Raw genomic sequence first — 16,091 nt, forward strand, 5'->3', positions numbered from 1 at the left:
CCGCACGCCGGTGATGCCGACGACGACGTCAAGGAGGGCAGCCGTGGCCGCCAGCACCCCCGATACGGCACCTGCCGCACCCGCAGTCAAGCGGGACCGCACCCACTATCTCTACATCGCCGTCATCGCAGCGGTGGCGCTCGGTATCGCCGTGGGCCTGATCTGGCCGGAGGTGGGCGTCGAGCTCAAGCCGCTCGGCACGGGCTTCGTGAGCCTGATCAAGATGATGATCGCGCCGATCATTTTCTGCACCATCGTGCTCGGCATCGGATCGGTACGGAAGGCCGCCAAGGTCGGCGCCGTCGGCGGTATCGCGCTCGGCTACTTCCTGGTGATGTCCCTGGTCGCGCTGACCATCGGGCTGGTCGTCGGCAACATCCTGCACCCGGGCGACGGGCTGCACCTGACCGACGCGATCAAGGCCTCCGGCCACGACCAGGTCTCCGACGAGGCGCTGCCGCCGGTCGAGTTCGTCCTGTCGATCATCCCGGTCACCTTCCTCTCCGCCTTCGCCCAGGAGCAGGTGCTGCAGGTGCTGCTGATCGCGCTGCTCACCGGCTTCGCGCTGCAGGCCATGGGCTCGGCCGGACAGCCGATCCTGCGCGGTCTCGAGCACATCCAGCGCCTCGTCTTCCGCATCCTCGCCATGGTGATGTGGGCCGCCCCGATCGGTGCCTTCGGCGCCATCGCCGCCGTGGTCGGTTCCGCCGGTCTCGACGCGCTCAAGAGCCTCGCCGTACTGATGCTCGGCTTCTACGTCACCTGTGTGCTGTTCGTCTTCATCGTGCTCGGCACGCTGCTGCGGGTGGTCGCGGGGCTGAACATCTTCGTGCTCTTCAAGTACCTGGCCCGGGAGTTCCTGCTGATCCTGTCCACCTCCTCCTCCGAGTCCGCGCTGCCGCGGCTCATCGCGAAGATGGAGCACCTGGGCGTCAGCAAGCCCGTCGTCGGCATCACCGTCCCGACCGGCTACTCCTTCAACCTCGACGGCACCATGATCTACATGACCATGGCGTCCCTCTACATCGCCGACGCCCTGGGCACCCCGATGTCCATCGGCGAGCAGATCCCGCTGCTGCTCTTCCTGCTCCTCGCCTCGAAGGGCGCGGCGGGTGTCAGCGGCGCCGGTCTGGCCACGCTGGCCGGTGGTCTGCAGTCGCACAAGCCGGCCCTGGTGGACGGTGTCGGTCTGATCGTCGGCATCGACCGCTTCATGAGCGAGGCCCGCGCCCTGACGAACTTCGCGGGCAACTCGGTGGCCACCGTCCTGGTCGGCACCTGGACCAAGGAGATCGACAAGGAGCGCGTCAAGGCGGTCCTCGCCGGCGATCTGCCCTTCGACGAGACGACCCTCCAGGACGAGCACGAGGACGTCCGCGCCGAGGTGCCCGAGCAGGGCGGCGAGAAGGAACTGGCGAAGGCGTAGCCCGCCCCGCCACCGAGTCGCCGGACGGCTGGGTGTCCCCCCGTCGCTCAGCCGTCCGGTCCTTCCCGATCCTCACCGATCTCTTACCGAAGTCCACTAGCGTGCCGCGCCGGTCCAGTACTGGTGCGGCACGTTCGTTTTTGGAGGCACGGGGGAATGAAGATCGACTGGGACCGGCGGACGTGTGCACGCAAGGGTCATGTCACCTACGCGCCGGACGACCCCCGCCTCCGCGTGCGACTGCACGCCGAGACCGCCCTCGGAGACGTCTGGCGCTGCCTGCGCTGCGGTGACTTCGCGCTCGGCGAGCCGCACGGTTCGGGACCGGCCGCCGAGGCGCCCCTCGTGCCGCGCGGCAAGGTCCTGCGCGACCTGTTCATCCTGCGGTTCCTGGCGATCGAACGGGCCGTGCGCGGTGTCTTCATCGTGCTGGTGGCGCTGGCGGTCTGGAAGTTCAGCAACAGCCAGGACTCGGTGCGCAGGCTGTTCGACGAGTACCTCGACGTCTTCCGGCCGGTCTTCAAGCACTTCCACTACGACCTCGACCACTCACCGGTCGTCGGCACCATCCAGAAGACCTTCGGCTACAAGCACAACACCCTGCTGCTGGTGGCCGCGCTGCTGCTCGCCTACGCGCTGATCGAACTGGTCGAGGCGGTCGGGCTCTGGTACGCCAAGCGCTGGGCGGAGTACCTCACCGTGGTCGCCACCGCCGCGTTCCTCCCCCTGGAGATCTACGAACTCACCGAGCACGTCAGCTGGTTGAAGATCGGCACGCTGGTCCTCAACATCCTGGCCGTCCTCTACATCCTCCTGGCCAAGCGCCTGTTCGGCCTCCGGGGCGGCCACAAGGCCTTCGAGGCGGAACGCCGGAGCGCGTCGCTGCTCGAGGTGGAGGAGTCGGCCGGGGTTCCGGCAACTCACGCCGTCTAGGCCCAGGGATCGGTGATCTCCCGCAAGAGCGTCAGCGCCTCGCGCAGCTGCTTCATCCGTCGCTTGCCGAGGTGGGCCTGCCACTCCTTCTCGACCTCGGCGACGACACCGTCGGCGATCTCCTTGGCGTGCTTGGTGATCTGCGCCTGCTCGGCCAGCTCCGTGAGCCGCGCCGTCCGGCGCGACACGCTGCAGGACCCGGGCCTGGGCGGGCGTGAAGTCGTCGTAGCCCGTGGGCGCGCTCCGCTGGTTGGGCGATCGACACTGCACCTTGCCGCTTGGCCGTCGGCCCCGGGTTCGTGGTGGCTGGTCGCGCCACGCGGCGGAGCCGCACGTCGATACAGCTCCGCGCCGGCTCCCCCGCGAACGCTCCGGCGGCATCCCGCGCTTTCGCAAGCGCAGCGCCCGCGCGGGGACTGGCGGGTGCGGGATGTCGCCGCGCATCCGACTACGGGGGCGCGTTCCAACTACCGTTGGGTGCTGCGGGAGTTGGTCCGGGACGCGGGAACATCGACCGGATGATCCACGACGCCTCGGTCCGTGAAGGCCGGGCACCCGTCGAGGCGATCGTCGCCAACCTGCGCTCCATCGTCGGCTCCCGCCGCATGGCGATGCTCACCACGCCCCGCGAGTCCCTGCTCGACGTCCTCGTCCACGGCCAGGACATCGCCCTCGCTCGGCCGAATGCGCGAGATGCCCCCCGAGGCCGCCCGCGACGCCGCCGACCGGGTGTGGACCATGCGGGTACCGCCCCGGCCGTGGCCCCTCCCGAAGGCCCGGCTCGTCGCCACCGACATCGCGTGGACGCGCGGCGAGGGCGAGGAGATCCGCGGCCCGATCGCCGCCCTGCTCCTGCTGCTCACCGGGCGACCGGAGGCGGCCCGCACCTGGTTCGGGCGGGCCGGCGCGCACGAGCAGTGAGGGCCACGGGGGAATCGAACGGGGGAGCCGCGGGGGAACGAAGCGGCGGGCCCGAAGCCGGGCCCGCCGCTTCGGACGACCGGTCTCGAGCGGCCGACTGGACCGTTTGGCGGCACTTGCCCCAAATCCTTTGACCCGTTGGGCGGTTGGGCCCCAGGCTGGAGAGGCTCGGGGGCACGGCCGGACGCACGGAGGCGGACATGGGGGAGCCCGACGGGGTGGAGATCCTCAGCAGCGAGCAGTACGAGGCGAAGTACGGCGCCGGGCGCGAGCCCTCGCCGCTCTCGCTCGAGCGGATCAACGAGCTGTTCCACGAGTTCCTGACGGCGGTCGCCCGCCCGAAGCGCAGCGACGCCGACGGCAGCCGTGACCTCGCTCAGCGACTGCGCGACCACCTGGGCTCGGCGCCGACGGACCGCCCCGTGGTGAAGGCGGCGTACCCGCCCTACGACCTGCCCAACGTCCACCTCGCCCTGGAGCGCTGGTTCGCCGCGGAGGGCCGCTCCCACGAGCTGATCGGCATGCGTGGCGCCCAGCACCACGGCGAGCTCACCCTCGGCGACATCATCGAGGCCGCGGACCGCTACGACCGCTTCGTGGTCGGCGCCGTCGACTACGCGCACATGCCGGTCTCCCCGGACGAGGAACTGCCCTGCGTCTCCTGCGGGTTCTACCTCGGCACGGAGGGCGAGGAGCGCTTCGCCGTCCTCCTGCGCGGCCCGCAGGACGAGTACGGACGCAACAAGGTCGAGGTCGAAGTCCTCGCGGCGGAGAAGGAGTTCGCGGACCGGCTGCTCGCCGAGCTCGACGCCCTGATGCGCGAGCACAACATCTTCCGCGGCCAGGTCCTCTCCTTCGAGGGCTCCCAGTTCGGGCACGGCCTCGGCCCGTTCCGCTTCCACCGCCGCCCCGGCCTGACCCGCGACGACATCGTGCTGCCGGCCGGCCTCCTGGAGCGCGTCGAACGCCAGGTCGTGGGCGTGGCCCGCCGCCGCGAACAGCTCCGCGCCGCGGGCCAGCACCTGCGCCGCGGTCTCCTCCTCTACGGCCCTCCCGGCACCGGCAAGACCCACACGATCCGCTACCTCCTCTCCCACCTTCCGCAGTTCACGGTGGTGATCCTCTCCGGCGAGAGCATCGACGCCATCGCCCCGGCGTGCGCGATGGCCCGTATGCTCCAGCCCGCGCTCGTCGTCCTGGAGGACTGCGACCTGATCGCCGAGGCCCGCGACTACGGCAACGGCGAACAGCCCCTGCTCTTCCAGGTGCTGAACGAGATGGACGGCCTCGGCGACGACGCCGACGTGGCCTTCCTCCTCACCACCAACCGGGCCGACCTCCTCGAACCGGCCCTCGTCCAGCGCCCGGGCCGAGTCGACCTCGCCGTGGAGATCCCCCTGCCGGACGCGGAGGGCCGCGCCGCCCTTCTCGCGCTCTACGGCTGTGGGCTCGCCCTCGGCGAGGACATCACCGAGGAGGTGGTGGCCCGTACGGAGGGCACGACGGCGTCCTTCACCAAGGAACTCGTACGGCGGTCGGTGCTGATCGCGGCGGAGCGCGAGTCGCCCCGCACCGAACCGGCCGACGTCCGCGAGGCCCTCGACGAGCTCCTGTCCGACCGCGACCGGCTCACCCGCCGGCTGCTGGGCGTGCGGGACGGCAGCGAGGACGAGGAGTGGTTCTCGGAGGACGACGAGGACGAGGAGGAGGACGACATGGAGGTGCACGGGGGACCGCCGTCGGGGGAGTGGCTGCTGGGCCCTCGCCCCGGTCGCCCGCCCCGCCGCTGAGGAATCCGCCCTTGCCCTGACGTCGGCGTCAAGGATTACGTTCGTAGGCATGCGAATCGGCGAGCTGGCCGCACGGGCCGGGACCACGACGCGGACGCTCAGGTACTACGAGTCGCGGGGCCTGCTGCCCGCGCGGCGCTCCGGGAACGGCTACCGGACGTACGACGAGAGCGACCTGAAGCTGATCCGGCAGATCCGGACGCTGCAGGACTTCGGGTTCGACCTGGAGGAGACGCGGCCGTTCGTGGAGTGTCTGCGGGCCGGGCACCCGGAGGGCGACTCGTGCCCGGCCTCGCTCGCGGTCTACCGACGCAAGCTGGCCGAACTCGACGCGCTGATCGGCGAGTTGCAGGCCGTACGGGCGGAGATCGGCGTGCGGCTGGCGACCGTCGAGGAGCCACCACCGTTGTGCGAACTGGGAGGGCAGGAGCTGTGATCGATGTGACGGACGCGGATTTCGCGGCCGAGGTGATCCGGTCCGAGTTGCCGGTGCTGGTGGAGTTCACCGCCGACTGGTGCCCGCCGTGCCGGCAGATGGGGCCGGTGCTGCACGCCCTCGCGGAGGAGGAGCGCGACCGGCTCAAGGTCGTGCAGCTTGACGTGGACACCAATCCGGAGACCACGAACGCGTACAGGGTGCTGTCGATGCCCACCTTCATGGTCTTCCGCGGCGGTGAGCCGATCAAGGCGATGGTGGGGGCGCGGCCCAAGCGGCGGCTGCTGGAGGAAATCGCCGACGTGCTCTGACCTCGCCGAATATGAAGAAATCCCCCGGGGTAATTGCGCCCGGGGGATTTCTTTGCGTATATTCAATGGTTCGCGACTTCAAGAAGATTGGGTCGCAAAGAAGTTCAGTAGGCACAGTATATCCGGGCGGGAGCGGAATTGTCAAACACCGGTTTTCCAGACAATGAATTGCAGCGCGAGCAGGAATTCATCGACGGACTGTACGCGCGCGTGGACGCCCTGCGCGGGGACACCGAGGCCGGTGTCACGGACGCGCTCGCGCAGGGCAACACGCCGATGCAGGCCCGGCTGGAGCGGGACATCCTGGTCGCCGAGCGGTCCGGGCTGCTCGCCGCGCTGAACGCCGTCGACGGTTCGCTCTGCTTCGGCCGGATCGACCTGACCGCGGGCACGAGCCACCACATCGGCCGTATCGGACTGCGTACGGACGACGCGGAGCGCACGCCGATCCTGATCGACTGGCGGGCCAATGTCGCCCGGCCCTTCTACCTGGCCACCGGTCACACCCCGATGGGCCTGCGCCGGCGCAGGCATCTGACCACCGAGGGGCGCCGGGTCACCGCCCTGCACGACGAGATCCTCGACCTGGGCGACCAGGAACGGACCGGCCACGAGGACCCCACCGGCGACGCCGTGCTGCTCGCCGCGCTCGACGCCGCCCGCACCGGCCGTATGCACGACATCGTGCAGACCATCCAGGCCGAGCAGGACGAGATCATCCGCGCCCCGCACCGCGGAGTGCTGGTGGTCGAGGGCGGCCCGGGCACCGGCAAGACGGCCGTCGCGCTGCACCGGGCCGCGTACCTGCTGTACGAGTACCGGGAGTTGCTCGCCAAGCGTGCCGTGCTGATCGTCGGCCCCAACCCCGCCTTCCTCGGCTACATCGGCGAGGTGCTGCCCTCGCTGGGCGAGACGGGTGTGCTGCTCGCGACGGTCGGGGAGCTGTTCCCCGGCGTGAAGGCGACGGCCGCCGACACCCGTGCGGCCGCCGCGGTGAAGGGCCGCGCCGATATGGCGGACGTGCTGGCCGACGTCGTACGCGACTGGCAGGCGCTGCCCGACCCGGTGATCGCGATCGAGCACGACCGCGAGGTCCTGATGCTCGACGACGGCCTGGTGAAGGTCGCCCGCGAGCGCACCCGCGCCGCCGACCTGCCGCACAACGTGGCGCGCGAGCACTTCGAGGGCCACATCCTCAACACCCTCACCGAGCTATACGCCGAACGCGTGGGCACCGACCCGTACGACGGCACGAGTCTGCTCGACCCGAGCGACATCACCCAGATCCGCGACGAGATCGCCGAGAACCGCGAAGTCTGGGCCGCCATCGACCAGTTGTGGCCGCGCCTGACCCCGCAGCGGCTGGTCGCGGACTTCCTCGCCGACCCCGTGGGCTATGTCTCCGACGACGACGCGGCCGCCATCCGGCGCCCGGTGACCCGGGCATGGACGGTGTCGGACGTACCGCTGCTGGACGAGGCGGCCGAACTGCTCGGCGTGGACGAGCGGTTGGCGCGGGCGCTGGCGGAGCGGGAGCGGGAGACGCAGGTCGCGTACGCGCAGGGCGTGCTGGACGTCTCGTACGCCTCCCGGACCTACGAGTTCGAGGACAAGGACGAGGAGGACTCCGAGGTCCTGTCCGCGCACGACATCATCGACGCCGAGCGGTTCGCCGAGCGGCAGGAGGAGGACGACCACCGCAGCGCCGCCGAGCGCGCGGCGGCCGACCGGACCTGGGCGTTCGGGCACATCATCGTCGACGAGGCGCAGGAGCTGTCACCGATGGCGTGGCGGCTGCTCATGCGGCGCACCCCGACCCGGTCGATGACGCTGGTCGGCGACCCGGCGCAGACCGCGGAGGCGGCGGGCGTCGGCTCCTGGGCGGACATCCTCGCCCCGTACGTCGAGGACCGCTGGGAGCACACCCGCCTGGGCGTCAACTACCGCACGCCCGCGGAGATCATGGACCTGGCGGCGGGCGTGGTGCGGGCCGAGAACCCCGACTTCGAACCGCCGAGTTCGGTGCGTTCCACAGGGGTACGGCCCTGGGTGCGCGCGACCGACGACCTGCCGGGGGCGGTGGCCGAGGCCGTCAAGGAGATGACCCCCGCCGAGGGCCGGCTCGCGGTCATCGCCCCGCGCTATCTGCACCGCAAGCTGGCCGCACGGCTGGACGGGGTGACGGCGGGCGCGGAGCCCGACCTGACGCGGACCGTCGTACTGCTGGATCCGCGGCAGTCGAAGGGGCTGGAGTTCGACTCGGTGCTGGTGGTGGAGCCGGCGCGGTACGGCACGAGCGATCTGTACGTGGCGCTGACACGGGCCACGCAGCGGCTGGGGGTGCTGCACACCGGTCGGCTGCCGAAGGGGCTGGTCACCACCTGAATCACAGGTTCCACCACGGCCCGGGTCACCGGGTATCACCAAGGCGTAACAGTTCGCGCCACGGTCACTGCTCGTGCACGGTCGGTGCGGTATGCGTGTGCGTTATGGAAGCCCATCCGTACGCGACCGCGCCGGCCGACAGCCCGTCGCTCGAGTCGCTTCCCGTCCAGCCGTTGCTCACCTCGGAGTTCGACGTCGATCCGGGGGCGGTGTACCAGCGGCTGCGACGACAGTACGGGCCGGTCGCGCCTGTCGCTCTGATGGGCGTGCCCGCGTGGCTGGTTCTCGACTACCGCGAGGTGCTGGAGGTCCTGCGGAACGAGAGCCTGTGGCGGCGGGACATCCGGTACTGGCGGGCACGGGCCGAGGGACGGCTGCCGTACGACTGGCCGCTGCTCGCCGGCTACGAGGTGCGGCAGACCATGTTCATGGACGAGGACGAGCACCGGGCGGCCCGCGCCTCGCTGCACTCGGCGCTGGGGCCCTTCCAGGAGGCGCGCAGTCCGCAGGGCTGGGAGCTGCGGGCGACCGTCGCGAGCTTTGCGGACGAGCTGGTGGGGATGCTGGCGGCGGAGTCGGGGGCGGCCGGGTTCGCGGACCTGGGCGCGCAGTACACCAGACCGCTGCTGCTGATGGTCACCACGAAGTTGTTCGGCTGTCCGGTGGAGCTCGGCGACGAGCTGGTCATGGATCTGTGGCGGATGCTGGACGGCGGGCCGGACGCGGGGCCCGCGACCGGGCGGGCGCTGGCGGCGATGACCCGGCTCGTGGCGCACCGCCGGGCGCGGCCGGGGGACGACCTGACGTCGTACATGCTGCTCGCGGATCCGGGGATGTCGGACGAACAGCTGGGCCGGGAGCTGTTCATGAACGCGGTCTATCTCAACGACATCACCGGCAACATGGTGATGAACACCCTGCTGGAGGTGTTGCGCGGCAACGCGACCGTGCGGCGCAGTCTGTCGGCGGGGCAGCTCGGCGAAACGATCAACCGGGCGGCGCTGGTGAACCCTCCCGTCGCCAACATGTGCTTCCGGTTCGCGGCGCGGGACGTGCGGCTGGGCAACTTCTGGGTGCGGGCCGGGGATGTCGTCTCGCCGTCGGCGGCGGCCGCGCACCAGGACCTGCTGGCGATCGGGTCGTCGCCGATGGTCGGGTCGACGGTCAGTACGCGCGCCCATCTGGGGTGGGGCGCGGGACCGCACGGCTGCCCCAGCGCGGCGCGCGAGCTGGGCGGCATGATCGTGACCACCGCGGTGGGGCGGGTCTTCGACCACTTCAGCAAGGCCGAACTCACGCTGCCGCCGGACCAGTTGCCGTGGCGGTCGGGGCCGGTGGTGCGGGGGCTGAAGGTGCTGCCGGTGCGGTACGAGCTGAGTGGCCGGGTGCGTCCGCCCGGGCCGGGACCGCGCGAGCACACGGCGCCCACCGACAACGGCCGCGGCGCCGACAGTCAGGCGAAGGGCCTGCTGGCGGCGCTGCGTCGGCTGATGTTCGGCGCGAAGTAGGACGGCTGGGAGCGGCCACCTGCGGTTCAGGCCGGCCGCACCCTTCCGATCAGGCCGGACGCAGCCACACCGTCGCCAGTGGCGGCAGCGTCAGGCGGACGCTCGCCGGGCGGCCGTGCCACGGCTGGGGTTCCGGCTTGATGATGTCCGGGTTGGTGATGTCGCCGCCGCCGTAGCGGGCCGCGTCGGTGTTCAGGCATTCGTGCCAGGCAGGGACGTCGTCCGGGACGCCCAGGCGGTAGTCGTGGCGGACGACCGGGGAGAGGTTCGAGATCGACAGCAGGGGGGTGCCGTCCGTCGCCAGTCGCAGGAACGCGAAGACGTTGTCGTCCGCCGCGTCGCCCACGATCCACTGGAAGCCGGCCGGGTCCGTGTCCTGTTCCCACAGCGCGGGCGAGTGCCGGTAGACCGTGTTGAGGTCGCGCACCAGGTCCCGCACCCCGCGGTGGTCGGGCTCCGCCCCGTACGCCGGGTCCAGCAGCCACCAGTCCGGGCCGTGCGCCTCCGACCACTCCGCACCCTGCGCGAACTCCTGGCCCATGAAGAGCAGTTGCTTGCCCGGGTGCGACCACATGAAGCCCAGGTAGGCACGGTGGTTGGCGCGCTGCTGCCACCAGTCGCCGGGCATCTTCGACACCAGCGAGCGCTTGCCGTGGACCACCTCGTCGTGCGAGATCGGCAGGACATAGTTCTCGCTGTACGCGTACACCATCGAGAACGTCATCTCGTTGTGGTGGTACTTGCGGTGCACCGGCTCGTGGCTCATGTAGTCGAGCGAGTCGTGCATCCAGCCCATGTTCCACTTCAGGCCGAAGCCCAGGCCCCCGAAGCCGCCCGGCCCCCGGTGGTGCGTGGCGCGGGTGACGCCGTCCCAGGCCGTCGACTCCTCCGCGATCGTCACGACCCCCGGCACCCGCCGGTACACCGTCGCGTTCATCTCCTGCAGGAACGCCACCGCGTCCAGGTTCTCCCGGCCACCGTGCTCGTTCGGGATCCACTGGCCCGGTTCGCGCGAGTAGTCGAGGTACAGCATCGAGGCCACGGCATCCACCCGCAGGCCGTCGATGTGGAACTCCTCGCACCAGTAAATGGCGTTCGCCACAAGGAAGTTGCGCACCTCGCGGCGGCCGTAGTCGAACTCCAGCGTGCCCCAGTCGGGGTGCGCGGCCCGCAGCGGGTCCTCGTGCTCGTACAGCGTCCGTCCGTCGAACTCCGCCAACGCCCAGTCGTCGCGCGGGAAGTGCGCGGGCACCCAGTCCATCAGCACGCCGATGCCCGCCTGGTGCAGCGCGTCGACCAGGTACTTGAAGTCGTCGGGGGTGCCGAGGCGGGCCGTCGGTGCGTAGAAACCGGTGACCTGGTAGCCCCAGGAGCCGCCGAAGGGATGCTCCGCGATCGGCATCAGCTCGACGTGGGTGAAGCCCAGGTCCTTCACGTACGCGGGGAGCTGCTCGGCGAGCTGACGGTACGTCAGCCCGGGGCGCCACGACGGAAGATGGACCTCGTAGACGGAGAACGGCGCCTTGTGCGCGGGGCGGTCCGCGCGGCGCTCCAGCCAGGCCTCGTCGTGCCACTCGTGGCGGGAGGCGGTGACGACGGACGACGTGTTCGGCGGCGCCTCCGTGCGGCGGGCCAGCGGGTCGGCGCGCAGGGTCTTCGAGCCGTCGGGGCGGGTGATCTCGAACTTGTACAGCTCGCCCTCGCCGATCCCCGGCACGAACAGTTCCCACACGCCGGAGGAGCCGAGCGAGCGCATCGGATGGCCGGTGCCGTCCCAGAAGTTGAAGGTGCCGGCCACGTGCACACCGCGGGCGTTCGGCGCCCACACCGAGAAGCGGGTGCCGCTCACGCCCTGGTGCGTCATCGGGTGCGCGCCGAGCACCTGCCACAGATACTCGTGCCGGCCCTCGCCGATGAGGTGCAGGTCGAGCTCGCCCAGTGTGGGCAGGAAGCGGTACGTGTCCTCGGCCTCCTGGACCGTTCCCTCGTACGCCACGAGGAGCCGGTACGCCGCGGGGACCTCGGACAGCGGCAGCAGCCCCGAGAAGAAGCCGTCCCCGTCGTCGTGCAGCTCCGCCCGCAGCTCCCCGGCGACGACGGTCACGGACAGCGCGTACGGCCGGAACACCCGGAAGGCGACCCCGCCGGGCACCGGGTGGGCGCCGAGCACCCCGTGCGGGTCGTGATGCGTACCGGCGAGCAGCCGCTCGCGGTCACCGGCGTCCAGGGCGGGCGAGACGACGGCCGGCGGCGCAGCCGTGCTCGCGGCGGCTTTCCCGGCCGGTTTGGCGGTCTTCTTGACGGCGGACTTCTTCGCGGCGGTGGTCGCCTTCTGCGCGGCGGCCTTGGCCGTCACCGCCTTCTTGACGGCCGCCTTCTTCGCCGGAGTCTTCTCTGCGGCGATCTTCTTCACCGCGGTCTTCTCGGCCGCGGTCTTCTTCACCGCGGTCTTCTCGGCCGCGGCCTTCTTTGCGGGTGCCTTCGCGGTTACGGCCTTCTCAGCCACAGCCTTCTTCACGGCGGTCTTCTTCGTGGCGGCCTTCTTCGCCGTCCCCTTGTCGGCCGTCGCCTTCTTCGGCTTCGGCGCGACGGCCTTCTCCGCCGCCTTCTTCACACTCTTAGCGGCCTTCTTGGCCGTCTCCTCGGCCTTCTTCTTCGGATCCGAACCGCTGGGCGTGGGGCGGGGGGTCACGGGCGGCGCCTCCTAGGCGAAAGTCTGGTCGTTCAGATCAGGTCGGACGTGGCGTAACGCTCGATCGCCGCCATGGGTACCGGCAGCCAGTCGGGACGGTGGCGGGCTTCGTAGACGACCTCGTAGATCGCCTTGTCCGTCTCGTAGGCGCGCAGCAGTACCGGGTCGGTGCGCGGATCGCGGCCGCTGACCTCCGCATACCCGGAACAGTAAGCCGCCCGGCATGCCTCGGCCCAGCCCTGTGCATGCCCTCCGGCCGAATGGGCCGCGTAGTCGAAGGACCGCAGCATCCCCGCGACGTCCCGCAACGTCGGCTGTGGCATCCGCCGCTCGGCCAGCGGCTTCGACGGCTCGCCTTCGAAGTCGATCAGCCACCACTGACCGGCGGGCGAGCGCAGGCACTGCCCGAGGTGCAGGTCCCCGTGGATGCGCTGTGCGGTCCAGGTACGGCCCTCCGCCGCCAGGTCGGCCAGCGCCGTGAACGCAGAGTGCAGCGCGGGCGCGTACGGCCGCAGCGAGGGCACCGCCTGGGCGGCCAGGTCGAGGCGCTCGATCATGCCGTCGACGAGCACCTGCAGCTGGGTGTGGCCGAGCGTGACGGTCGGTAGTGCGTGGGCGAGCGCGGTGTGCACCTCGGCGGTGGCCCGGCCCAGCGCCCGCGCCTCGGCGGCGAAGTCCTCGCCCTTGGCCAGTTCGCGCAGCGCCAGCTCCCAGCCGTCCGACGCGCCCTGCAGAAACGGCTGGAGCACGCCGAGCACATACGATTCCCCGGCCAGCTCGGCCTGCAGCCATGCCGTCGGCGCCGGCACCCGCGGGCAGCCCTCGCGGGCGAGCGCCAGCGGCAGCTCCAGGTCGGGGTTGACGCCGGGCACGATGCGGCGCAGCAGCTTGAGGATGAACGTATCTCCGTAGACGACCGACGAGTTCGACTGCTCGGCGGTCACCACCCGGGGGACGAGGCCCGGCCGGATCTCGTCGCCCGGCTCCTTCTCGAAGTGCAGCCCGCCGATGCGGGCCTGGGAGCGCAGCGCCTCCAGGAGCACCTCGGCGGGCCGGGGGTCGTACAGGGCCTCGTACACCGTGCGTCCGGTGAGCGGGCCCTCCTCCACGTGTCCGATCAGCGCGGGCGCCAACCGGGGCGGCAGCGCCTCGCGCGCCCCTATCAGCAGCTGGTAGCAGTCGCCCGGATGCGGTTCGGCACCGAGCGTGAGCGGCTGATGGGCGCGCACCAGCAGGTGGTACAGGCCGAGCCGGTTCTCGAGCGGCAGCAGTTCGGTGGCCGCGACCAGCGAGAACCCGGTGACCGGACGTCCCTTGCCCGCGAACCAGCGCTGCCGTGGCAGCCATTCCCTGAGCAGTGGGTCCAGGGACGCCAGCAGGCCAGGACTGGTCTTGCCGGAAAGTGTGACAGTTTCCGCCATAACGTCACATTCCTTTCCCCGGGTGGGCGGGGTGTTACGTATGCGTGCCCCGGGTGGGACAGGGGAAACCGTCCCATCCCGGGTTCTGCGGGACTCCTACGCGAGGTCCTTGCGGAGCCGGAACCAGTAGAAGCCGTGCCCCGCGAGGGTCAGCAAGTACGGCAGCTCACCGATGGCCGGAAAGCGCACCCCGCCGAACAGCTCCACCGGGTGCCGCCCGTTGAAGATCCTCAGGTCCAGCTCCGTGGGCTGCGCGAACCGCGAGAAGTTGTGCACGCACAGCACGAGATCGTCCTCGTACTCCCGCAGGAAGGCCAGGACCGCCGGGTTCGACGACTGGAGCTCCGTGTAGGACCCGAGCCCGAAGGCCGGGTTCTGCTTGCGGATCTCGATCATGCGGCGGGTCCAGTGCAGCAGCGAGGAGGGCGACGACATCGACGCCTCGACGTTGGTGACCTGGTAGCCGTAGACGGGGTCCATGATGGTCGGCAGGAACAGCCGCCCGGGGTCACAGGACGAAAAACCTGCGTTGCGATCCGGTGTCCACTGCATCGGTGTGCGTACGGCGTCGCGGTCGCCGAGCCAGATGTTGTCGCCCATGCCGATCTCGTCGCCGTAGTAGAGGATCGGCGAGCCCGGCAGCGACAGCAGGAGAGCGGTGAAGAGCTCGATCTGGTTGCGGTCGTTGTCGAGCAGGGGTGCGAGGCGGCGGCGGATGCCGATGTTTGCGCGCATACGCGGGTCTTTCGCGTATTCGGCCCACATGTAGTCGCGTTCCTCGTCGGTGACCATTTCCAGCGTCAGCTCGTCGTGGTTGCGCAGGAAGATGCCCCACTGGCAGTTCGAGGGAATCGCCGGGGTCTTGGCGAGGATCTCCGAGACGGGGTAGCGGGATTCCCGTCGTACGGCCATGAAGATGCGCGGCATGACCGGGAAGTGGAACGCCATGTGGCATTCGTCCCCGCCGCTCTCGAAGTCGCCGAAGTAGTCGACGACGTCCTCCGGCCACTGGTTCGCCTCCGCCAGGACCACCGTGTCCGGGTAGGAGGCGTCGATCTCCTTCCGCACCCGCTTCAGGAACTCATGCGTGGCCGGAAGGTTTTCGCAGTTGGTTCCCTCCTCCTGGTAGAGGTACGGCACCGCGTCGAGGCGGAAGCCGTCGATGCCCAGGTCGAGCCAGAACCGCAGGGCGGAGATCATCTCCTCCTGGACCGCCGGGTTCTCGTAGTTGAGGTCCGGCTGGTGGGAGAAGAAGCGGTGCCAGAAGTACTGCTTGCGGACCGGGTCGAAGGTCCAGTTGGAGGCCTCTGTGTCGACGAAGATGATCCGCGCTTCCGGGAACTGTTTGTCGTCGTCGGCCCAGACGTAGTAGTCGCCGTACGGCCCGTCGGGGTCCTTGCGCGACTCCTGGAACCACGGGTGCTGGTCGCTGGTGTGGTTCATGACGAAGTCGATGATCACGCGCATGCCGCGCTGGTGGGCGGCGTCGACGAACTCGACGAAGTCGGCCAGGTCACCGAACTCCGGCAGTACGGCCGTGTAGTCGGAGACGTCGTAACCGCCGTCCCTCAGTGGCGACTTGAAGAAGGGCGGCAGCCACAGACAGTCCACGCCCAGCCACTGCAGATAGTCGAGCTTGGCCGTGATGCCCTTGAGGTCCCCGACTCCGTCGCCGTTGCTGTCCTGGAAGGACCGGACGAGGACCTCGTAGAAGACCGCACGCTTGAACCACTCCGGGTCCCGGTCCTTGGCGGGGGTGTCCTCGAAGGTGTCCGGAACGGGTTCGTTGACGATCATGTTGTGGGTGACCCTCCGATCTGCGGGGTGGACGGTCGCAGGACGGTGAATACGTGCGCCGGACGGGTGCCCGGTTCGAGGCGTACGTAATTGGACCTGCCCCAGTGATAGGTCTCGCCGGTGAGCTCGTCGCGCACCGGCACCGACTCGTGCCATTCCAGGCCGAGTTGCGGCATGTCCAACGAGACCGTGGCCTCCTGGGTGTGGTGAGGGTCGAGGTTGGCGACCACCAGAACCGTGTTCGAACCGCTCCGCTTCGAGTACGCGATCACCTCTTCCTTGTCCGCATGGTGGAAGTGGAGGTCGCGCAGTTGGCGCAGAGCCGGGTTCGAGCGCCGGATCGTGTTGAGTTTGGTGATCAGGGGGGTGATGGTGCGGCCGTCGCGTTCGGCCGACTCCCAGTCACGCGGGCGGAGTTGGTATTTCTCCGAGTCCAGGTACTCCTCGCTGCCGTCGCGCAGCGGGACGTTC

At 70.0% G+C, this 16,091-nt stretch carries 13 protein-coding genes; 8 read left to right on the plus strand and 5 right to left on the minus strand.

The window, feature by feature from the left end; genetic code table 11:
* The first annotated feature begins 13 nt into the window (after positions 1-13).
* Both ABZ880_RS21045 and ABZ880_RS21050 read left to right on the plus strand, forming a co-directional pair.
* Positions 14-1,426: a cation:dicarboxylase symporter family transporter gene (locus tag ABZ880_RS21045; protein ID WP_361265004.1), complete on the plus strand. Its 1,413-nt coding sequence runs from the start codon at positions 14-16 to the stop codon at positions 1,424-1,426.
* Between the two features lie 156 nt (positions 1,427-1,582).
* A complete protein-coding gene (locus tag ABZ880_RS21050) occupies positions 1,583-2,359 on the plus strand; it encodes a DUF2127 domain-containing protein (RefSeq protein WP_361264936.1) in 777 nt (258 codons plus the stop codon).
* On the opposite strand, the gene ABZ880_RS21055 is transcribed toward ABZ880_RS21050, so the two are convergent.
* Entirely contained in the window at positions 2,356-2,547 is a 192-nt protein-coding gene (locus ABZ880_RS21055) for a hypothetical protein (RefSeq protein ID WP_361264939.1), read from the minus strand. The two genes, ABZ880_RS21050 and ABZ880_RS21055, sit on opposite strands and share 4 nt — an antisense overlap.
* A 496-nt stretch (positions 2,548-3,043) precedes the next feature.
* Between ABZ880_RS21055 and ABZ880_RS21060 the strand changes: the two genes are divergently transcribed.
* The 6 genes from ABZ880_RS21060 to ABZ880_RS21085 all read left to right on the plus strand — a co-directional run bounded on the left by ABZ880_RS21060 (position 3,044) and on the right by ABZ880_RS21085 (position 9,710).
* On the plus strand, positions 3,044-3,280 hold the full coding sequence (locus ABZ880_RS21060) for a hypothetical protein (RefSeq protein ID WP_361264942.1): 237 nt from the start codon (positions 3,044-3,046) through the stop codon (positions 3,278-3,280).
* A gap of 200 nt (positions 3,281-3,480) precedes the next feature.
* The gene (locus ABZ880_RS21065; protein ID WP_361264945.1) at positions 3,481-5,070 is read left to right on the plus strand and encodes an ATP-binding protein; all 1,590 of its coding nucleotides are present in this window, start codon (positions 3,481-3,483) and stop codon (positions 5,068-5,070) included.
* 49 nt (positions 5,071-5,119) lie between these two features.
* Positions 5,120-5,506, plus strand: coding sequence for a MerR family transcriptional regulator (locus ABZ880_RS21070; protein WP_361264948.1), 387 nt, complete (start codon positions 5,120-5,122; stop codon positions 5,504-5,506).
* Complete coding sequence (locus tag ABZ880_RS21075) at positions 5,503-5,817, plus strand: thioredoxin domain-containing protein (protein ID WP_361264951.1); 315 nt, start codon at positions 5,503-5,505, stop codon at positions 5,815-5,817. The genes ABZ880_RS21070 and ABZ880_RS21075 overlap by 4 nt, the downstream gene beginning before the upstream one ends.
* A gap of 168 nt (positions 5,818-5,985) precedes the next feature.
* Entirely contained in the window at positions 5,986-8,202 is a 2,217-nt protein-coding gene (locus ABZ880_RS21080) for an ATP-dependent DNA helicase (RefSeq protein WP_361264954.1), read from the plus strand.
* Positions 8,203-8,306: 104 nt separating this feature from the next.
* Positions 8,307-9,710: a cytochrome gene (locus tag ABZ880_RS21085; RefSeq protein WP_361264957.1), complete on the plus strand. Its 1,404-nt coding sequence runs from the start codon at positions 8,307-8,309 to the stop codon at positions 9,708-9,710.
* 49 nt (positions 9,711-9,759) lie between these two features.
* On the opposite strand, the gene glgB is transcribed toward ABZ880_RS21085, so the two are convergent.
* From glgB to ABZ880_RS21105, 4 genes are all read right to left on the minus strand, one after another.
* Positions 9,760-12,402 (minus strand): 1,4-alpha-glucan branching enzyme, encoded by a 2,643-nt coding sequence (glgB, locus tag ABZ880_RS21090; protein WP_361264960.1) that lies wholly within the window; start codon positions 12,400-12,402, stop codon positions 9,760-9,762.
* A 32-nt stretch (positions 12,403-12,434) separates the two neighbouring features.
* A complete protein-coding gene (locus ABZ880_RS21095) occupies positions 12,435-13,823 on the minus strand; it encodes a maltokinase (protein WP_361264963.1) in 1,389 nt (462 codons plus the stop codon).
* A 96-nt stretch (positions 13,824-13,919) separates the two neighbouring features.
* Entirely contained in the window at positions 13,920-15,620 is a 1,701-nt protein-coding gene (treS, locus tag ABZ880_RS21100; RefSeq protein ID WP_361264966.1) for a maltose alpha-D-glucosyltransferase, read from the minus strand.
* Positions 15,617-16,091 (minus strand): alpha-glucosidase C-terminal domain-containing protein (locus tag ABZ880_RS21105; RefSeq protein ID WP_361264969.1); only part of this gene is annotated, 475 nt, incomplete at its 5' end. The genes treS and ABZ880_RS21105, both read right to left, overlap by 4 nt.

It is taken from the genome of Streptomyces sp. NPDC047043, assembly GCF_040644055.1.
In the GTDB taxonomy this organism is placed as follows: domain Bacteria; phylum Actinomycetota; class Actinomycetes; order Streptomycetales; family Streptomycetaceae; genus Streptomyces.

Bases quoted from the DNA above. Each gene is read 5' to 3' on its own strand.
- ABZ880_RS21045 (WP_361265004.1), top strand. From the start codon at position 14: ATGCCGACGACGACGTCAAGGAGGGCAGCCGTGGCCGCCAGCACCCCC.
- ABZ880_RS21050 (WP_361264936.1), top strand. From the start codon at position 1,583: ATGAAGATCGACTGGGACCGGCGGACGTGTGCACGCAAGGGTCATGTC.
- ABZ880_RS21060 (WP_361264942.1), top strand. From the start codon at position 3,044: ATGCGCGAGATGCCCCCCGAGGCCGCCCGCGACGCCGCCGACCGGGTG.
- ABZ880_RS21065 (WP_361264945.1), top strand. From the start codon at position 3,481: ATGGGGGAGCCCGACGGGGTGGAGATCCTCAGCAGCGAGCAGTACGAG.
- ABZ880_RS21070 (WP_361264948.1), top strand. From the start codon at position 5,120: ATGCGAATCGGCGAGCTGGCCGCACGGGCCGGGACCACGACGCGGACG.
- ABZ880_RS21085 (WP_361264957.1), top strand. From the start codon at position 8,307: ATGGAAGCCCATCCGTACGCGACCGCGCCGGCCGACAGCCCGTCGCTC.
- ABZ880_RS21095 (WP_361264963.1), bottom strand. From the start codon at position 13,823: ATGGCGGAAACTGTCACACTTTCCGGCAAGACCAGTCCTGGCCTGCTG.
- treS (WP_361264966.1), bottom strand. From the start codon at position 15,620: ATGATCGTCAACGAACCCGTTCCGGACACCTTCGAGGACACCCCCGCC.